Consider the following 16,075-nt stretch of genomic DNA (forward strand, 5'->3'; position numbering starts at 1 on the left):
CATCCTGCGCTCAGCGCCAGCTCAGAATCGGCCAGCCGGCCTGTTCGGCATGGGCGCGCAGAGTCGGGTCGGGATTGACGGTGAAGGGTTTGTCCACCCGTTGCAGCAGCGGCAGATCGTTGCGCGAGTCGGAATAGAAGCTGGCACCGGCCAGGCTTTCGTCCTGTTCGGCGAGCCAGGCGTTCAGTCGGGTGACCTTGCCCTCACGGTAGGTCAGCACGCCCTGGGTGCGGCCAGTATAGAAACCGTGTTGCTGCTCCAGGTCGATGGCCAGCACCTCATCGATGCCAAAGCGTTCGGCGATGGCGCTGACCAGAAAATGCGCCGACGCCGAGATCACCAGCAGGCGATCGCCCGCAGCGCGGTGTGCCGCCAGCGTACGACTGGCGTCGCTGTAGAAGATCGGCTCGATCACGTCCTCGACGAAGGGCTCGACCACATGGGCGACTTCCTCGGGCGTACGGCCAACCAGCGGCGACAGGGTGAAGGCCATGTAGTCTTCCATGGCCAGGGTGCCGGCGGCGTACTGGCGCATCAGCTCCTGTTCGTGGGCGAGGAAGGAGTCGCCATCGGCCCAGCCGATCTTCACCATTTCCTGGCTCCACAGGCTGGCGCAGTCGCCATGGATCAGGGTCTCGTCGAGATCGAAGATCGCCAGGGCCATCACGCCACCTCCCGGATCGCATCGGCGCCAATGGCCAGGCTGACGCTCTGCCCGTCCGCATGCAGGTCGGCGGCGGAGCGATTGAGCACGTCCACCAGCAGCTCCACGCCGCGCGCTTCGACCCGGTAGCGGATGACGTTGCCGAGCAGGCTGTGACTGAGAACGGTGCCGTCGATACCGAGCCCGCCGATCTGGATGGCTTCCGGGCGAATCGCCACGCGGCTGTTCACCGGGCGCAGCAGCAGGCGGCTGGCGGCATCGGCATCGAGCAGGTTGTAGTTGCCGATGAAACCGGCAGCGAAGGCATCGGCCGGTGCGGTGTAGAGGGTCTCGGCGTCGCCGCTCTGGACGATCTGACCGCCGTTCATCAGCACGATGCGGTCGGACAGCACCAGCGCCTCTTCCTGGTCATGGGTGACGAAGATGGTGGTCAGGCCCAGCTCGCGCTGGATGGCGCGAATCTGTTCACGCAGGTGTTTGCGGATGCGCGCATCCAGGGCCGACAGCGGTTCGTCGAGCAGCAGCAGGCGCGGGCGGGTGACCAGCGAACGGGCCAGGGCCACGCGCTGGCACTGACCACCGGAAAGCTGGTGCGGATAGCGTCCGGCGTAGTCATTCAGCTCCACCAGTTCCAGCACCTCGCTGACGCGCTTGTTGGCGGAGGCGGCCGGTACCTTCTGCATGCGCAGGCCGAAGGCGACGTTCTGCGCCACGGTCATGTTGGGGAACAGCGCATAGCTCTGAAACACCATGCCGATGCCACGTTTCTGCGGCGGCATCGGCACCAGGTCCTGGCCATCGAGCAGGATCTGCCCGCCGTCGACCGCCGTGAGGCCGGCGATGCAGCGCAGCAGGGTGGACTTGCCGCAGCCGGACGGGCCGAGCAGGGTGATGAACTGGCCCTGGCCAATCTCGATATTGATGTCGGTGAAGATACGGGTCGGGCCGTAGCTTTTGTGCAGGTTCTGGATATGCAGAAAGCTCATGACTTGTCCTTGTTCAGACGGTTGGCTGCCCAGGTCATCAGCAGCACGAACATGAAATAGGAGATCACCAGGGCGCTGGTGAAGTGGCCGCTGTCGTTACGCATGTTGTACAGGTACACCTGCAGCGTCTCGTAGCGGCTGCCCACCAGCAGGTTGGCGAAAACGAATTCGCCGAACAGGAAGCTGAAGGACAGGAACACCGAGACCATCAGGCCCTTGCGCAGATTCGGCAGCACCACCATGAAGGCCGCGCGCCAGGTGCTGGCGCCGAGCAGGTGGGCGGCGTCCATCAGGTCGCGCAGGTTGATCGCCTGCAGGTTGTTGGTGATGGCCCGGTACATGAAGGGCAGGGCGATGGTGAAGTAGCAGCCGACCAGAATCCATGGCGTGCCCAGGATCGGCAGCGGCCCGGACGCGAACAGCTGCATCAGGCCGACCGAGGACACCACCGGCGGAATGGCGAACGGCAGCAGGATCAGCACGTTCATCACGCCGTCCAGCTTGGGGAAGTGGTAATTGACCACGAACAGCAGCGGCAGGATCAGCAGCAGCGCCAGTGCCAGAGCCCCGAAGCACACCAGCAGCGAGCGGCCGAAGGCGGCGAGAAAGCGCGCATCGCTCCACAGCGCCACGTACCACTTGAAGGTGAACCCGCTGGGCAGGATGCTCGCCGACCAGCTGGTGGACAGCGAGTACACCAGGGTGCCGAGCAGCGGCAGCAGCAGGATCAGAAACAGCAGGTAGACCACCAGTTGGTGGAACAGCGGCGAGCGTTTTTCAGCGGGCGACATGGTAGCTCCGGCGCAGCAGCCATTGGTGGACGATGGTGATCAGGGTCATCAGACCGACCAGCACCATGGCCAGGGCGCTGGCCATGTTCGGGTCGAGGAAGATGTCGCCGGAGACCATCGCCGCGATACGGATCGGCAGGATGTTGAAGTTGCCGGTGGTCAGCGCGTACACCGTGGCGTAGGCGCCCAGGGCGTTGGCCAGAAGGATGACGAAGGTGCCGAGCAGCGCCGGGGTCAGCACCGGCAGGCCGATGTACCGCCAGAACTGCCAGGTGCTGGCGCCGAGCAGTTCGGCCGACTCGCGCCAGTCTTCGCGCAGGGCATCGAAGGCCGGATAGAGCAACAGCACACCGAGGGGAATCTGGAAGTAGGTGTAGAGGACGATCAGGCCGGTCTTGGAATAGAGGTTGAAGTCCTCGATCACGCCCATCTGCTTGAGCAGGATGGTCAGCGCGCCGTTGAAGCCGAGCAGGATGATGAAGGCGAAGGCCAGCGGCACCCCGGAGAAGTTGCTGGTCATGTTGGAGAAGGCCATGACGAAATCGCGCAGGCGGCTGCTGACCTGGCGCAGCGAATAGCTGCCGATGATGGCGATGACGATGCCGAACAGGCTCGACCAGAAGGCGACCTCCAGGCTGTGGCGCATGGCCTGGCGGTAGAAGGCCGAAGAGAAGGCCTGCTGGAAGTTGCCCAGGCCCCAGCCTTCGGCGGTATTCAGGCTGTTGCTCGCCACCCAGACCAGCGGTGCGATCTGGAAGGCGAAGAAGAACAGGGCGAAGGGCACCAGGCACAGCAGTGCCCACCCCTTGCTGGAAATGGACGACTTCATGCAAGCAGCTCCCTGCACCAGGGTTTGTTGTGGGCCGCGCCGAGCAACTGGCAGATGGTGCCGCACAACTCGGTCTGTTGCGGGCGGGCCGCCGGGTCGAGGCTGAAGGCGCTGCCGAGGACGATCAGCGGCACTTCGCGCTCTTCCTGCAGCACGCCGTTGTGGCTGCGGTCGTTGTTCATGCCGTGGTCGGCGGTCACCAGGATCTGGTAGCCGGCGTCGAGCCAGGTCTGGATGTATTCGGCCAGCAGCACGTCGGCCATGCGCGCGGCGTTGCGGTACTGCGAGCTGTCGAGGCCGTGCTTGTGGCCGGCATCGTCGATGTTCATCGGGTGTACCAGCAGCAGGTTCGGCTGGTGGCGCTGGCGCAGGCTGTCGGCGTCGGCGAACAGGTGTGAATCCGGGTAATGGTCGGCGTAGTAGAAGTGGCCGTGCTGGATTGGCAGCGACTTATCGCAGGTATGGCGGTCACGAGCGGCCTGGAAGGGCGCGCGGTTATACAACTCGCTGACCCAGTGATAGGCGGCAGCGGCAGTGCTCAGGCCGGCGTCACGGGCGTAGTGGAAGACGCTGCGCTGATTCGACAGACGCACCACATCGTTGTGCACGATGCCGCTGTCGATGGGCGCGACGCCGGTGAGAATGCATTCGTAGAGCGGACGGGACAGTGCCGGCAGTGCGCAGTCCAGCTTGTACAGCGCGGCGCGCCCGGCCTGGCAGTAAGCCAACAGGTGGCCCAGCGCATGCTGGGCCACCTGATAGCTCAGGCCATCCAGTACCACCAGGATGACGTTGTGCTTCATGGGGTTCTCTCTTTCGCTCGTAGCCCGGATGCAGTCCGGGGGCGTACTTGACGATTGCCCCGGATTTCATCCGGGCTACGGATCAATGGTGTCGCAGCCGCATCAGTTCATATTGATGATCACGTGCTCCTGCCACAGGCGCGGCAGGGCCTTGGACGTGGCTTCCCAGGCAGCGGCATCCTTGATCGGCTGGACCTTGGCGTACTGCTCTTGCGGCAGCAGCTTGGCCTGCACCTCGGCCGGCAGTTCGATGTGCTCGGCGCGGATCGGGCGGGCGTTGCCCTTGGCCAGGTTGATCTGCCCGGCATCGCTGAGGATGTACTCGCGGGTCAGCTTGGCGGCGTTGGGGTTCTTCGCCCACTTGTTGATGATGGTGCTGTAGCCGGAGATCACCGAACCGTCGGACGGGATCAGCACCTCGAAGCGCTCGGGGTCGATCTGGTCGCGGTAGCTCAGGCCATTGAAGTCCCAGACGATGCCGACTTCCACTTCACCCTTTTCCAGGGTCTGGATGGTCGGGTTGGCCAGCGACAGGCGACGCTGCTTGGCCAGTTCGCCGTAGAAATCCAGCGCCGGTTGCACGTTGCTCTCGTTGCCACCCATGGCGATGGCGGCGGCCAGTACGCCGTTCACGGCTTGCGCAGCGGTGCTCACGTCACCGGCGGAAACCTTGTAGGTGCCGGTCTTGAGGTCGGCCCAGGAGCGCGGGATGTCCTTGACCAGTTGCTTGTTGACGATGAAGGCGATGGAGCCGGTGTAGGCCAGCATCCAGTGACCGTCCTGGTCCTTGGCCCAGTCCGGAATCTGCGCCCAGGTGCTCGGCTTGTACGGCTGGGTCACGCCCTGTTGTACGGCGATGGGGCCGAAGGCGGCGCCGACGTCACCGATGTCGGCGGTGGCGTTCTCCTTCTCGGCGGCGAACTTGGCGATTTCCTGCGCCGAGCTCATGTCGGTGTCCTGGTGCTTGAGGCCATAGAGCTTGGCCAGGTCCGCCCAGGTGTCTTTCCAGTTGGCCCAGCTGTCAGGCATACCCACGCTATTCACCGCGCCTTCGGCGCGTGCGGCTTTTTCCAGTGCCTGCAAGTCGGTGCCTTCGGCCATGGCGGAAGTCGCCAGAGCGATGGCCGAGCCCATCAGTGAAGCCAGCAGCAGTTGTTTCATTGGAAACTCCTTTGCAGTGAGAGTGTTGGTCTAGATCAGCAATACCCGAGCCAATCTAAGCGCCTTCGATGACAGTTTTATGTCCAGCCACGGCGGGCAGATGTCTAGCAGCAGTCCGCTGGCGCGCTCATCAAGCGTAGACCATGGATAAGTCGCTGATTTATTGGGCTGTGAATGGATGTGGCGGTGGCATGCAGCGTGCTTGCAGCCAGGCTGTCATCTATCAGTCATCTAGACTGCCTAGTCTTGTAACCCGTTTGAGTGAGTGACTTTTGCCCTGTGATGGGGCTGGACTAGTCCAAAAGGGGAAATATTGATGCGCGAAGAAGCGCCACGGGCCGTCACCCTCATCTGCCGTGCGTTGCAGGAGCAGATCGACCGGGGCCTGTTGCCCTCCGGCAGCAAGTTGCCGGCCGAGCGCAAGCTCAGTGAGTTGTTCGACACCACGCGTATCACCCTGCGCGAGGCGCTCGGCCAGTTGGAGGCGCAGGGGCTGGTCTATCGCGAGGAGCGTCGTGGCTGGTTCGTTTCGCCGCAACGGGTGGCTTACAACCCCCTGGTGCGTACCCACTTCCACGCCATGGTGGCCGAGCAGGGGCGGGTGCCGGCGACCGAGGTCCTGAGTGCGCGCCTGATGCCGGCTACCGCGCAGATCTGCCAGGTGCTGGAGTTGCCGGCGCTGTCGAGCGTCTATCAGGTGTGCCGCGCGCGGCGCATCGACGGGCGCCTGGTGCTGTATGTCGAGCACTACCTGAATCCGGCCTACTTCCCAGGCATTCTCGAGTTCGACCTGACTCGCTCGCTGACCGACCTCTATGCCAGCGAATACGGCATCCACTACGGCCGCGTGCGCTTCGACATGGTGCCCACCGCCCTGCATGCCGAGGCGGCGACCAGCCTGAAGGTTTCACCCGGCAGCCCGGCGCTGCGCATCACCCGCGTCAACCGTGACCAGCACGGACGCATCATCGACTGCGACCTGGAGTTCTGGCGTCACGACGCCATTCACGTCAGCGTCGAAGTCCCCGAGTAGGGGGGGCTGCGCGCACCGAGGTTGCCGACAGACTTCGACTCGTCGGTGCGCAAGGAGGGGCAGGTGCAATCCGGAGAGGTGGGTGCGCGCGGCGCACCCTACCGTTCGTCGGCTGCAAAGATGTTTTTCCGGCCAATGTCGAAATGAGCTCGCCGCGTTCGACTATCCAGTACCCACCCGCCAAGGAACTGGAGCGCCTCATGAAATACCTCTGCCTGGTTTACGCCAACGAACAGGAGCTGCACAGCTCCCCCGACAGCCCGCATGACAGCGAGTGTCACACCTACGCCCAGCGTGTGCAGGAGAGCGGGCGCATGCTCGCCGCCGAGGCCTTGCAGTCGGTGCAGACCGCCACCACCGTGCGCATGCGTGGCGGCAAGCTGGACATCACCGATGGCCCCTTCGCCGAAACCAAGGAGCAGCTCGCCGGCTTCTACCTGATCGAGGCGCGCGACCTCAACGAGGCCATCCAGCTCGCCGGCCACATTCCCGCCGCACGTGTCGGCTGCGTGGAAGTGCGGCCGATTCGCCAACTGGATGTCGACCCGGCCGCTCAGCACTGAGCGGCCCTCGTTCAGCAGGAGAACCCTCATGGACCGTCGTTATATTCCCCAGGTCGCCACGCGTGAGCAGTGGCTGGCCGCCCGCAAGGCGCTGCTCGAGCAGGAAAAGGCACTGACCCGCCAGCGCGACGCGCTCAACCGCGCCCGCCGTGCCCTGCCCATGGTGCTGGTGGAAGAGGACTACCGCTTCCAGGGCCCGCAAGGTGAGGTCGGCCTGGAGGCGTTGTTCGACGGGCGCAGCCAGTTGATCGTCTACCACTTCATGTATCACATGGACCGTGGCGAGGGCTGCGACGGCTGCTCCTGTGTGGTGGACAACATCGGCCACCCGTCCCACCTGCATGCCCGCGATACCAACCTGGTGCTGGTTTCGCGGGCGCCGCTGGCCGATCTCGAGGCCTTCAAGCGGCGCATGGGCTGGACGCTGCCCTGGTACAGCGCCTACGGCAGTCGCTTCAACTACGACTACCACGCCACCACCGATGAGCAGGTCGCGCCGGTCGAATACAACTACCGCGACAAAGACGAGCTCAAGCGACTGGGCCTGACCTATCACATCCAGGGCGAGCAGCCCGGTGTCAGCGTGTTCCTGCGCGACGGTGGGCGCATCTATCACACCTATTCCACCTATGGCCGAGGCGTGGAGATGCTGATGAGCAGTTTCCACTTCCTCGACTTCACGCCTTTTGGCCGCGGCGAGGGTTGGGATGGCATGCCCGATCTGGACGGCAAGGGGCTCAACTGGACGCGCCTGCACGACGAGTACGAACAGACCGCGCCTACCCACGACTGCTGCGGCCACAAGGCCTGAACCTCAGCGAAGGAGAACGACATGAGTCAGCACGAACTGCAAGATGCCCTTAACGACTGGACCGAAGCCTGCCGCAGCAAGGACGTGGCGCGCATCATGGGTCACTACGTCGAGGACGTGGTGTCCTACGATGCCATCGGCCCGTTGCGTTTCCAGGGGCGCCCGGCGTACCAGGCGCATTGGCAGGCCTGCATGGAGATGTGCAGCGGCCCGGGGATGTTCGAACCGCACGAGCCGACCTTCAGCGCCAGCGGCGATCTGGGCGTGACCCATTACCTGCTGCATTGCGGCGGCGCCAATGAAAAGGGCGAGCTGGAGACCTGCTGGATGCGCGTGACCCAGTGCCTGCGCCGCCAGGGCGGTCGCTGGCTGATCTTCCACGAGCATTTCTCTGCCCCGAGCGACATGGAAAGCGGTAAGGCGCTGTTCGATCTGCAGCCCTGATGCAGGGCCGTTGACTACTGACGACCCAGCGCCATGCAGGACGGCTCGTAGTTCTGCTGGCAGGCACTCTGGTACAGGCGCTGGGCCTGGTCGGGATCGCGCGATACGCCACCTTCGCCGCGACGGTAGAGATTGCCCAGCACATGCTGCGCCATCGGGTTGCCCGCAGCGGCTGACTGGTTGAGGTACTTGAGCATGTCACGCTGGTTGGCGAACTCAGGGGCGTCACGGCCGGTATAGAGGTAGGCCAGGCTGACCGCAGCCATGCCGTGGCCCTTGTCTGCAGCCTGCTTCCACCAGTATTCGGCCTGCTTGAGGTTCTTCTCCGGCTGACCGACGAAGTAGCTGCTGCCGAGCTGGAACTGGCTTTCCAGATCACCGCGTTGGGCTTGTTGGCGCAGCTGATCCTGCTCGGTCTGGGTGACGGGCTGTTCGACCTGAGGCTGTTTTTCCGCTGCGGCGGAGTCGGCTTCCCGCCCGGCGCAGCCCGCCAGCAGCGCGAGGGCGAGCAGGGCGGTGATGGCGTGAAGCGGGCTGATCGGGCTGGGCATGGCAGTGACTCCGTAGGCAATAAACAGGGCAAGTCGCTATTAGGCCTGCCGCGCTCACCTTAGTTCGCTCTGATCCGTCTGTGCAGTGTCGACTTCACACTCGCGCCATGAACTGCAATCCTGAGCGCTGATTTCGCTTACGAGGTAGTCATGAAGATCAGCGCGGATTTCGACAGTGGCAACATCCAGGTCATCGACGCCAGTGACCCGCAGCGCGTACTGCTGGCCATGCGGCCGGACCTCAACAGCCACCATTACCAGTGGTTTCACTTTCAGGTCGATGGCCTGCAGCCTGGTCAGGGTTATGGGTTTTGCCTGACCAACGCCGGGCAATCGGCCTACAACCGTGCCTGGACCGGTTACCAGGCCGTGGCCAGTTACGATCAGCAGGACTGGTTTCGCGTGCCCACCCGTTATCAGGATGGGCAGCTGCACTTCGAGTTGCAGGCCGAGCACGAGCGCGTCTGGTTCGCCTATTTCGAGCCCTACCCGCGAGCGCGGCATGAACGCTTGATTGCCAACGCGCTGGAGCGCGGCGCCGAACTGGTGGCCAGCGGCAGAAGTCTGGAAGGCCGTGATATCCAGTTGCTGCGCATCGGTGGCCAGGCGGGCGCTGCGCGCAAACTGTGGATCATCGCCCAGCAGCATCCGGGTGAGCATATGGCCGAGTGGTTCATGGAGGGGCTGATCGAGCGTTTGCAGAATCCACAGGATGCCGAGATCGCCGCGCTGCTGGCCGAGGCCGAGTTCTATCTGGTGCCGAACATGAACCCGGACGGCGCCTATCGCGGTCATCTGCGCACCAACCAGGCCGGGCAGGACCTCAATCGCGCCTGGCAGTCAGCCAGCTCCGAGCGTAGCCCCGAGGTGTTGTTCGTGCAGCAGCACATGCAGCGCATCGGCGTCGATCTGTTCCTCGATATTCATGGCGACGAAGAGATCCCTCACGTGTTCACCGCCGGTTGCGAGGGCAATCCGGGCTATACCCCACGGCTGGCGGCGCTGGAGGAAGAGTTCCGCAGTCGCCTGGTTGGCATCGGCGCCGAGTTCCAGACCCGTTTCGGTTATCCGCGTGACGCGCCAGGCCAGGCCAACCTGACCCTGGCCTGCAACGCCGTCGGCCAGGCCTTCGATTGCCTGTCGTTCACCATCGAGATGCCGTTCAAGGACCACGACGACAGCCCACAACCACGCACCGGCTGGAATGGCGCACGCTCGCAGAAGCTGGGGCAGGATGTGTTGACCGTGCTGGCGCAGATGGTCGCGAGCTTGAGGTAGGGCGCGCGCACGGCTCATCGATGCGCAGCACAGGCAGGGTGGATCACGCTTTGCCGATCCACCGCTCTGGTGGATGTAAAAAGCGACATCCACCCTACGTTTTCCCAAGGCAAGCTGCCTGTGCGGCCGGGGAGAGGCAGTCATTTTCCAGGCAAAAAAAGCCCGTCACGAGGACGGGCGTAAAGTGCCGTTAACACACAGGAGTCAATAGGACGCAGTGATGCGTCCGGTATTACAGAATCGACAGCGGATAGTTGATGATCAGACGGTTCTCGTGCAGATCCTGGCCAACGTCGCGGCGGACGTTGGAGTTACGCCAGCGCACGTTCAGGTTCTTCAGGGTGCCTTCCTGGATGGTGTAGGCCAGCTCGGTCTCACGGCTCCACTCTTCGGCATCGGTGCGGCCGCCAGTGTGGATGTTGGAGCCGCTGGTGTAGCGGTTCATCAGGGTCAGGCCCGGGACGCCGAGGCCGGCGAAGTTGTAGTCATGACGCAGCTGCCAGGAACGCTCCTCGGGGCTGTCGAACGCCGACAGGAAACCGTCGTTGACCAGCGAGCCGCCACTGGCGCCGTCGATACGCAGGAACTTGGTGTCACCGCTCAGTCGCTGGTAGGTGACCTGGAAGGTGTTGTTGCCTCTCTTGGCCGACAGCGCACCTTGATACACCTTGTTGTCCAGGTCGCCGGCCTTGGCCGCGCCTTCGTCCTTGCCGTTGAAGTAGCCGAGGTTGGCGCCCAGCACCCAGTCACCGACAGGCTGACTGTGGGTCAACTGCAGGAAGCTCTGCTGATAAACGTCTTCCAGGCGAGCGTGCCAGGCGCCGACCATGGTGTTGTTGCCGTTGAAACGGAACTCACCACCACCGAAGTTGAAGTCATCGCCTTCCACGCCATTGAACGACATGTCCTCACGGCTGGCATCGTTGCGCTGGCTGTTCTTCCAGAACTGGCCGCCGTACAGGGTCAGGCCATCGATCTCGTTGGAAGTCAGCTGGGCGCCCTGGAAGGTTTGCGGCAGCGAACGACCGTCGTCGGCGCGCAGGATCGGCAGCACGGCGAACCACTCGCCGACCTTCAGTTCGGTCTTGGAAATCTTGGCCTTGGCAGCTACGGCGGTGCGGCCGAACTGGTCGGCGGCCTGGCCGTCGTCATGGATCGGCATCAGTTGGGTGTTGGCGGCGCCACGGTTGCCGTCCAGCTTGATGCTGTACAGACCGAGCACATCGAGGCCAAAGCCGACAGTGCCCTGAGTGAAACCGGAGCGGGCATCGAGGATGAAGTTCTGCGTCCAGCCTTCTGCCTGGCCCTGGCGCTCGCCACGGATCACGGGGTCGGTGCCGTTCAGGTAGTTGCGGTTGAAGTAGTAGTTGCGCAGGCCGAGGGTGACCTTGGCGTCTTCGACGAAGCCGGCAGCGTGCGTGGTGGTCGGCATAACCAGGGCCAGGGCCGTGCTGCCAAGCAGGGCCAATGGAATGATGTTGCGTGCGGTCATTGTTGTTGTGCTCCCAGTTTTTGAACGAACCATCCCCTGCCGGTCTGCATCAGGACCTGCATGATGGGAATGTTGTGTTTGCCCCGTAGAGGGCGATAGTCCGGCCGAACGCGGCCGGTCATTGCTGGTGGCTGACGTCAGCCTCCGGCGAATCCGGTGCTATGGCGTGTGGCGGCTATGGGTGCCGAGCAGGCGAGGGACTGCTGCGCTGAGGGAGAGGCAAGGATAGTCATGTCATGGCCCTGATTCTTGTTGTTATCGTTGTTATATGTCGTCATACAACTTGCTGGATTATCGACAGCCTTTTTATCGCTTGTCAACGTATGGCTAGACGAAAGTCTGAGTAGGTTTTCCCCTTGCAGCGGTGCTATTGGCGATGCCATGGGCTTTCAGCGCGGTTCTGTGCAGAGCCGGTAAACCATCTGGTATCGAATTTGTTGTGTGATAACGTATGACAAATTTACCTGCATCAAGGGTTTATCCATGCCGCATTGCCTGATCGAAGCCGCCCGCGAGGTGGGTGAGCTGATTGCACCGCAGGAGTTGGTGCAGCTGGTGCATGACCAGGCGGCCGAGACGGGGCTGTTCCAGCCCGGCGAGGTCAAGGTACGCCTGAGCCTGTACGAGCATCACTGCGTGGGTGGCGAGCCAGGGTTGTTCGTGCACCTGATCTTCTACGTGCTGGCCGGGCGCAGCGACGACGACAAGCGGGCGCTGTCGCGACGGATCGTGCGCACACTGGTCGAGCGCCTGCCGCAGGTGCCGGCGATCTCCCTGGACGTGCGCGACATTTGCCGCGAGGTGTTCAGCAACAGGCGCAACTGCCTGGACGATTAATCCGTCTCCAGCAGACGTGCCCCTGCGCCCTGTTCACCGAGTTCGTCGCTGGGGTTGCGCAGTGGGCAGTCCTGCATCGACAGGCAACCGCAACCGATACAGCCGGTGAGCTGGTCGCGTAGCCGCGTCATTTGCTCGATGCGTGCGTCCAGGTCGTGCTGCCACTGCGCTGACAGTCGCTGCCAGTCCGCAGCCGTGGGGATGTGGTCGCAAGGCAGCGTGCTCAGCGCCAAACCGATATCTGCCAGGGGAATACCCAGGCGCTGCGCCACCTTGATGAGCGCCACGCGGCGCAGCACATCGCGCCGATAACGTCGCTGATTACCGGCATTGCGTTGGCTGTGGATCAAACCCTTGGCTTCGTAGAAATGCAGTGTGGAAACCGCCACGCCACTGCGCTCGGCTACCTGGCCGACGCTCAGCGGACGCTCGTGAAAAGCGCGGTGCATGTCCATGAGAAATTCCTGTTGACCTCAAGTTAAGTTGAGGTTTTACCCTCGCTGGCCTTGATAGACAACACCGAGGGCAATTCCATGCAGGACTGCATCCGACTGGTGCTGATTTACGGCAGCGTGCGTGAAGAGCGCTTTTGCGACCAGGTGGTGGCCTGGGCGCGCGAACAGATCGAGCAGCGCAGCGAATTCGAGCTGAGCCTGGTCGATCCGGCCGTGATGTTTCGCCAGCCTGGCGAGGCGCAGGCGCTTGCTGAACGCCGGCATCAATCGCTGCAGCAGTTGCTGCGTGCCGATGCCTTTCTGATCGTCACACCGGAGTACAACCACGGCTATCCGGCGGCGCTCAAGCAGTTCATCGACGAGGTGCCGGCATCCTGGGAGGCGCGGCCGGTGGGATTCGTCAGTTATGGCGGAGTATCCGGCGGGTTGCGCGCGGTGGAGCAACTGCGCCAGGTGCTGGCCGAGTTGCATGCAATGACGGTGCGCGGCTCGGTGAGCTTCACCAATGCCTGGGAACAGTTTGATGACCAGGGCCGATTGAGCGAACCACGGCGCGCCAACTCGGCGCTGGCGCATACGCTGGTGCAGCTGAACTGGTGGGCACAGACACTACGCGCCGGGCGCGAGCGGGTGCCCTATGAGCGGATCAGGGGGTAGACACGCCGTAGCCCGGATGCAATCCGGGAGCTTTTGAGGGTATCCCCGGATTGCATCCGGGCTACGCAGCCGCCCTACGAACTGCGCGCTGGACGCGAGCGGGTCGGCGTAGGGTGGATGACGTTTTTTTCATCCACCGCCACGGCACCATTGAGGGACCGGTAAAGCGCGATCCACCCTGGGTGACTGGTTCAGCCGCGGTAGTAGCGCTGCGGCACGAACGGGGTCTTGGCCACTTTCATCGCCACGCGCTTGCCGCGTACCACGGCCCAGACGTCGCTGTCGATGGCGGTGTGGCTGGCGTTGACGTAACCCATGGCCACCGGCGCGCCGAGGGTCGGGCCGAAGCCGCCGCTGCACACCTGGCCGATCACCTGGCCGTCGGCGTCGACGATTTCCGCGCCTTCACGCACCGGTACACGCTCCTGCGGCAGCAGGCCGACACGCTTGCGCGCCACGCCTTTCTGCTGCTGCTCGAATACGCGCTCGGCGCCCGGGAAGTTGCCGGCGCGCTCGCCATCGGCACGACGCACCTTGGATATGGCCCACAGCAGGCTGGCTTCGATCGGCGTGGTGGCGCTGCTCATGTCGTGGCCGTAGAGGCACAGACCGGCTTCCAGGCGCAGCGAGTCACGCGCACCCAGGCCGATGGCCTCGACTTCCACTTCGGCCAGCAGGCTGCGCGCCAGGGCTTCGGCCTGGTCCACGGCGACGGAAATCTCGAAACCGTCTTCGCCGGTGTAGCCGCTGCGGCTGACGATGCATTCGCTGCCCAGCAGGTGCACGCGGGCGACCTGCATGAAAGTCATCTTGCTCACCTCCGGCGCCAGGCGCGCCAGGACCTCGACCGCTTTCGGGCCTTGCAGGGCGAGCAGGGCACGCTCTTCGAACAGGCACTCGATCTGGCACTGCTCGCCGATGTGCTTCTTCAGGTGCGCCAGGTCCTGATCCTTGCAGGCGGCGTTGACTACCAGGTACAGGGTGTCGTCACCCAGGTTGGCGACCATCAGGTCGTCGAGGATGCCGCCCTGGGCATCGGTGAACATGGCGTAGCGCTGCATGCCCACCGGCAGGTCGATGATGTCCACCGGCACCAGGGTTTCCAGGGCGCGCGCGGCGTGCTCGCCACGCAGCAGGATCTGGCCCATGTGCGAAACGTCGAACAGGCCGGCGGCGTCGCGGGTGTGCAGGTGCTCCTTCATCACGCCCAACGGGTACTGCACGGGCATGTCGTAGCCGGCGAAGGGCACCATGCGCGCGCCGAGTTCGAGGTGCAGAGCGTGCAGCGGAGTCTTGGCGAGAGTTTCAGTGGTCATGTCGATTTCCTGTTGGGTGCGCCACGCGCACCGGTTGGGGCCGCCGCGCGGCCCGTGGTCAGTCGGGTATCAGTCAGCGTAGACCGGGAAGGTGGCGCACAGGTCGGCGACCTGGCCGCGCACGCGCTCGATCACGGCCGGGTTTTCCAGGTCGTCGAGGATGTCGCAGATCCAGCCGGCCAAGGTGCGGCATTCGCCTTCCTTGAAGCCGCGAGTGGTCACCGCCGGGGTGCCGATACGGATGCCGGAGGTGACGAACGGCGACTGCGGGTCGTTCGGCACGGCGTTCTTGTTCACCGTGATGTGGGCATCGCCAAGGGCCGCGTCAGCCGCCTTGCCGGTCAGGCCCTGCTTGACCAGGCTGATCAGCATCAGGTGGTTGTCGGTGCCGCCGGAGACCACGTCATAGCCGCGCTCGACGAACACTGCCGCCATGGCGCGGGCGTTGTCGATCACCTGCTGCTGGTAGGTCTTGAAGCCCGGCTCCAGCGCTTCCTTGAAGCACACGGCCTTGGCCGCGATCACATGCATCAGCGGGCCGCCCTGGGCGCCGGGGAACACGGCGGAGTTGAGCTTCTTCTCGATCTCTTCGTTGCCCCGCGCGAGGATCAGGCCGCCACGCGGACCGCGCAGGGTCTTGTGCGTGGTGGTGGTGACCACATCGGCGAACGGCACCGGGTTGGGGTACAGACCAGCCGCGACCAGGCCGGCGACGTGCGCCATGTCGACGAACAGCAGCGCCCCGACCTTGTCGGCAATGGCGCGGAAACGGGGGAAGTCCAGCACGCGCGAGTAGGCCGAGAAACCGGCGACGATCATCTTCGGCTTGTGCTCGATGGCCAGACGCTCGACCTCGTCGTAATCGATCAGGCCGTTCTCGTCGATGCCGTACTGCACGGCGTTGTAGAGCTTGCCCGAGGACGACACCTTGGCGCCGTGGGTCAGGTGGCCGCCGTGCGCCAGGCTCATGCCGAGGATGGTGTCGCCCGCGTTCAGCAGTGCCAGGTACACGGCGCTGTTGGCCGAGGAGCCGGAGTGCGGCTGGACGTTGGCGTAGTCGGCGCCGAACAGGGCCTTGGCGCGCTCGATGGCCAGCGCCTCGACCTTGTCCACATGCTCGCAACCACCGTAGTAACGCTTGCCCGGATAGCCTTCGGCGTACTTGTTGGTCAGGCCACTGCCTTGCGCCTGCATCACGCGCTGGCTGCAGTAGTTCTCCGAGGCGATCAGCTCGATATGGTCTTCCTGGCGCTGTTCTTCGGCCTGGATCGCCGCGAGCAGGGCATCGTCATAGCCCTGCAGTTGGTCGTGCTTGCTGAACATGGTGAGGCCCTCTTTATCGTTTTTCTCGGGATGCAGTCGGCCCGCCCCGGTGAGGGGAGCCGAAAGGAACTGGATGAAGCG

18 protein-coding genes are annotated in these 16,075 nt (G+C 63.9%); 7 read left to right on the top strand and 11 right to left on the bottom strand.

Going from position 1 to position 16,075, the window contains the following annotated elements:
• Positions 1-10 precede the first annotated feature (10 nt).
• The 6 genes from ACN0X6_RS00995 to ACN0X6_RS01020 all read right to left on the bottom strand — a co-directional run bounded on the left by ACN0X6_RS00995 (position 11) and on the right by ACN0X6_RS01020 (position 5,234).
• Positions 11-664: an HAD family hydrolase gene (locus tag ACN0X6_RS00995; RefSeq protein ID WP_417701346.1), complete on the bottom strand. Its 654-nt coding sequence runs from the start codon at positions 662-664 to the stop codon at positions 11-13.
• Positions 664-1,650 carry an ABC transporter ATP-binding protein gene (locus tag ACN0X6_RS01000; protein ID WP_417701348.1) on the bottom strand — a complete coding sequence of 329 codons (987 nt, stop codon included), beginning with the start codon at positions 1,648-1,650 and terminating at the stop codon, positions 664-666. The genes ACN0X6_RS00995 and ACN0X6_RS01000 overlap by 1 nt, the downstream gene beginning before the upstream one ends.
• The gene (locus ACN0X6_RS01005) at positions 1,647-2,441 is read right to left on the bottom strand and encodes an ABC transporter permease (RefSeq protein ID WP_417701350.1); all 795 of its coding nucleotides are present in this window, start codon (positions 2,439-2,441) and stop codon (positions 1,647-1,649) included. The genes ACN0X6_RS01000 and ACN0X6_RS01005 overlap by 4 nt, the downstream gene beginning before the upstream one ends.
• Positions 2,428-3,270 (bottom strand): ABC transporter permease, encoded by an 843-nt coding sequence (locus ACN0X6_RS01010; protein ID WP_417701351.1) that lies wholly within the window; start codon positions 3,268-3,270, stop codon positions 2,428-2,430. The genes ACN0X6_RS01005 and ACN0X6_RS01010 overlap by 14 nt, the downstream gene beginning before the upstream one ends.
• The gene (locus ACN0X6_RS01015; protein ID WP_417701353.1) at positions 3,267-4,073 is read right to left on the bottom strand and encodes an alkaline phosphatase family protein; all 807 of its coding nucleotides are present in this window, start codon (positions 4,071-4,073) and stop codon (positions 3,267-3,269) included. The genes ACN0X6_RS01010 and ACN0X6_RS01015 overlap by 4 nt, the downstream gene beginning before the upstream one ends.
• 102 nt (positions 4,074-4,175) lie before the next feature.
• Positions 4,176-5,234 carry an ABC transporter substrate-binding protein gene (locus tag ACN0X6_RS01020; protein ID WP_072422729.1) on the bottom strand — a complete coding sequence of 353 codons (1,059 nt, stop codon included), beginning with the start codon at positions 5,232-5,234 and terminating at the stop codon, positions 4,176-4,178.
• Positions 5,235-5,550: 316 nt separating this feature from the next.
• Here ACN0X6_RS01020 and ACN0X6_RS01025 point away from each other — a divergent pair, with 316 nt between their 5' ends.
• From ACN0X6_RS01025 to ACN0X6_RS01040, 4 genes are all read left to right on the top strand, one after another.
• Positions 5,551-6,267 (top strand): UTRA domain-containing protein, encoded by a 717-nt coding sequence (locus tag ACN0X6_RS01025; protein WP_417701356.1) that lies wholly within the window; start codon positions 5,551-5,553, stop codon positions 6,265-6,267.
• 200 nt (positions 6,268-6,467) lie between these two features.
• The gene (locus ACN0X6_RS01030; RefSeq protein WP_417701357.1) at positions 6,468-6,830 is read left to right on the top strand and encodes a YciI family protein; all 363 of its coding nucleotides are present in this window, start codon (positions 6,468-6,470) and stop codon (positions 6,828-6,830) included.
• Positions 6,831-6,858: 28 nt separating this feature from the next.
• Positions 6,859-7,641, top strand: a complete 783-nt coding sequence (locus ACN0X6_RS01035) for a DUF899 domain-containing protein (RefSeq protein ID WP_417701359.1) — start codon at positions 6,859-6,861, stop codon at positions 7,639-7,641.
• 21 nt (positions 7,642-7,662) lie between these two features.
• Positions 7,663-8,085 (top strand): YybH family protein, encoded by a 423-nt coding sequence (locus tag ACN0X6_RS01040; RefSeq protein WP_417701360.1) that lies wholly within the window; start codon positions 7,663-7,665, stop codon positions 8,083-8,085.
• A gap of 14 nt (positions 8,086-8,099) precedes the next feature.
• On the opposite strand, the gene ACN0X6_RS01045 is transcribed toward ACN0X6_RS01040, so the two are convergent.
• Complete coding sequence (locus ACN0X6_RS01045; RefSeq protein ID WP_417701362.1) at positions 8,100-8,636, bottom strand: tetratricopeptide repeat protein; 537 nt, start codon at positions 8,634-8,636, stop codon at positions 8,100-8,102.
• A 150-nt stretch (positions 8,637-8,786) separates the two neighbouring features.
• On the opposite strand from ACN0X6_RS01045, the gene ACN0X6_RS01050 reads away from it, so the two are divergent.
• A complete protein-coding gene (locus ACN0X6_RS01050; protein WP_417701363.1) occupies positions 8,787-9,914 on the top strand; it encodes a M14-type cytosolic carboxypeptidase in 1,128 nt (375 codons plus the stop codon).
• 232 nt (positions 9,915-10,146) lie between these two features.
• On the opposite strand, the gene ACN0X6_RS01055 is transcribed toward ACN0X6_RS01050, so the two are convergent.
• Complete coding sequence (locus ACN0X6_RS01055; RefSeq protein ID WP_417701365.1) at positions 10,147-11,406, bottom strand: OprD family porin; 1,260 nt, start codon at positions 11,404-11,406, stop codon at positions 10,147-10,149.
• Between the two features lie 483 nt (positions 11,407-11,889).
• Between ACN0X6_RS01055 and ACN0X6_RS01060 the strand changes: the two genes are divergently transcribed.
• A complete protein-coding gene (locus ACN0X6_RS01060; protein ID WP_417701366.1) occupies positions 11,890-12,243 on the top strand; it encodes a 5-carboxymethyl-2-hydroxymuconate Delta-isomerase in 354 nt (117 codons plus the stop codon).
• Here the strand turns inward: ACN0X6_RS01060 and soxR are convergent.
• On the bottom strand, positions 12,240-12,692 hold the full coding sequence (gene soxR / locus ACN0X6_RS01065; RefSeq protein ID WP_417701729.1) for a redox-sensitive transcriptional activator SoxR: 453 nt from the start codon (positions 12,690-12,692) through the stop codon (positions 12,240-12,242). The genes ACN0X6_RS01060 and soxR overlap by 4 nt on opposite strands.
• A gap of 84 nt (positions 12,693-12,776) precedes the next feature.
• On the opposite strand from soxR, the gene ACN0X6_RS01070 reads away from it, so the two are divergent.
• Positions 12,777-13,355: an NADPH-dependent FMN reductase gene (locus ACN0X6_RS01070; RefSeq protein WP_417701367.1), complete on the top strand. Its 579-nt coding sequence runs from the start codon at positions 12,777-12,779 to the stop codon at positions 13,353-13,355.
• A gap of 191 nt (positions 13,356-13,546) precedes the next feature.
• Here the strand turns inward: ACN0X6_RS01070 and gcvT are convergent, their stop codons facing one another.
• Positions 13,547-14,671: a glycine cleavage system aminomethyltransferase GcvT gene (gene gcvT / locus ACN0X6_RS01075; RefSeq protein WP_417701369.1), complete on the bottom strand. Its 1,125-nt coding sequence runs from the start codon at positions 14,669-14,671 to the stop codon at positions 13,547-13,549.
• Positions 14,672-14,740: 69 nt separating this feature from the next.
• Entirely contained in the window at positions 14,741-15,994 is a 1,254-nt protein-coding gene (glyA, locus tag ACN0X6_RS01080; protein ID WP_417701371.1) for a serine hydroxymethyltransferase, read from the bottom strand.
• Positions 15,995-16,075 lie beyond the last annotated feature (81 nt).

The sequence above is a fragment of the Pseudomonas sp. genome (genome assembly GCF_048269965.1).
GTDB lineage: Bacteria > Pseudomonadota > Gammaproteobacteria > Pseudomonadales > Pseudomonadaceae > Aquipseudomonas.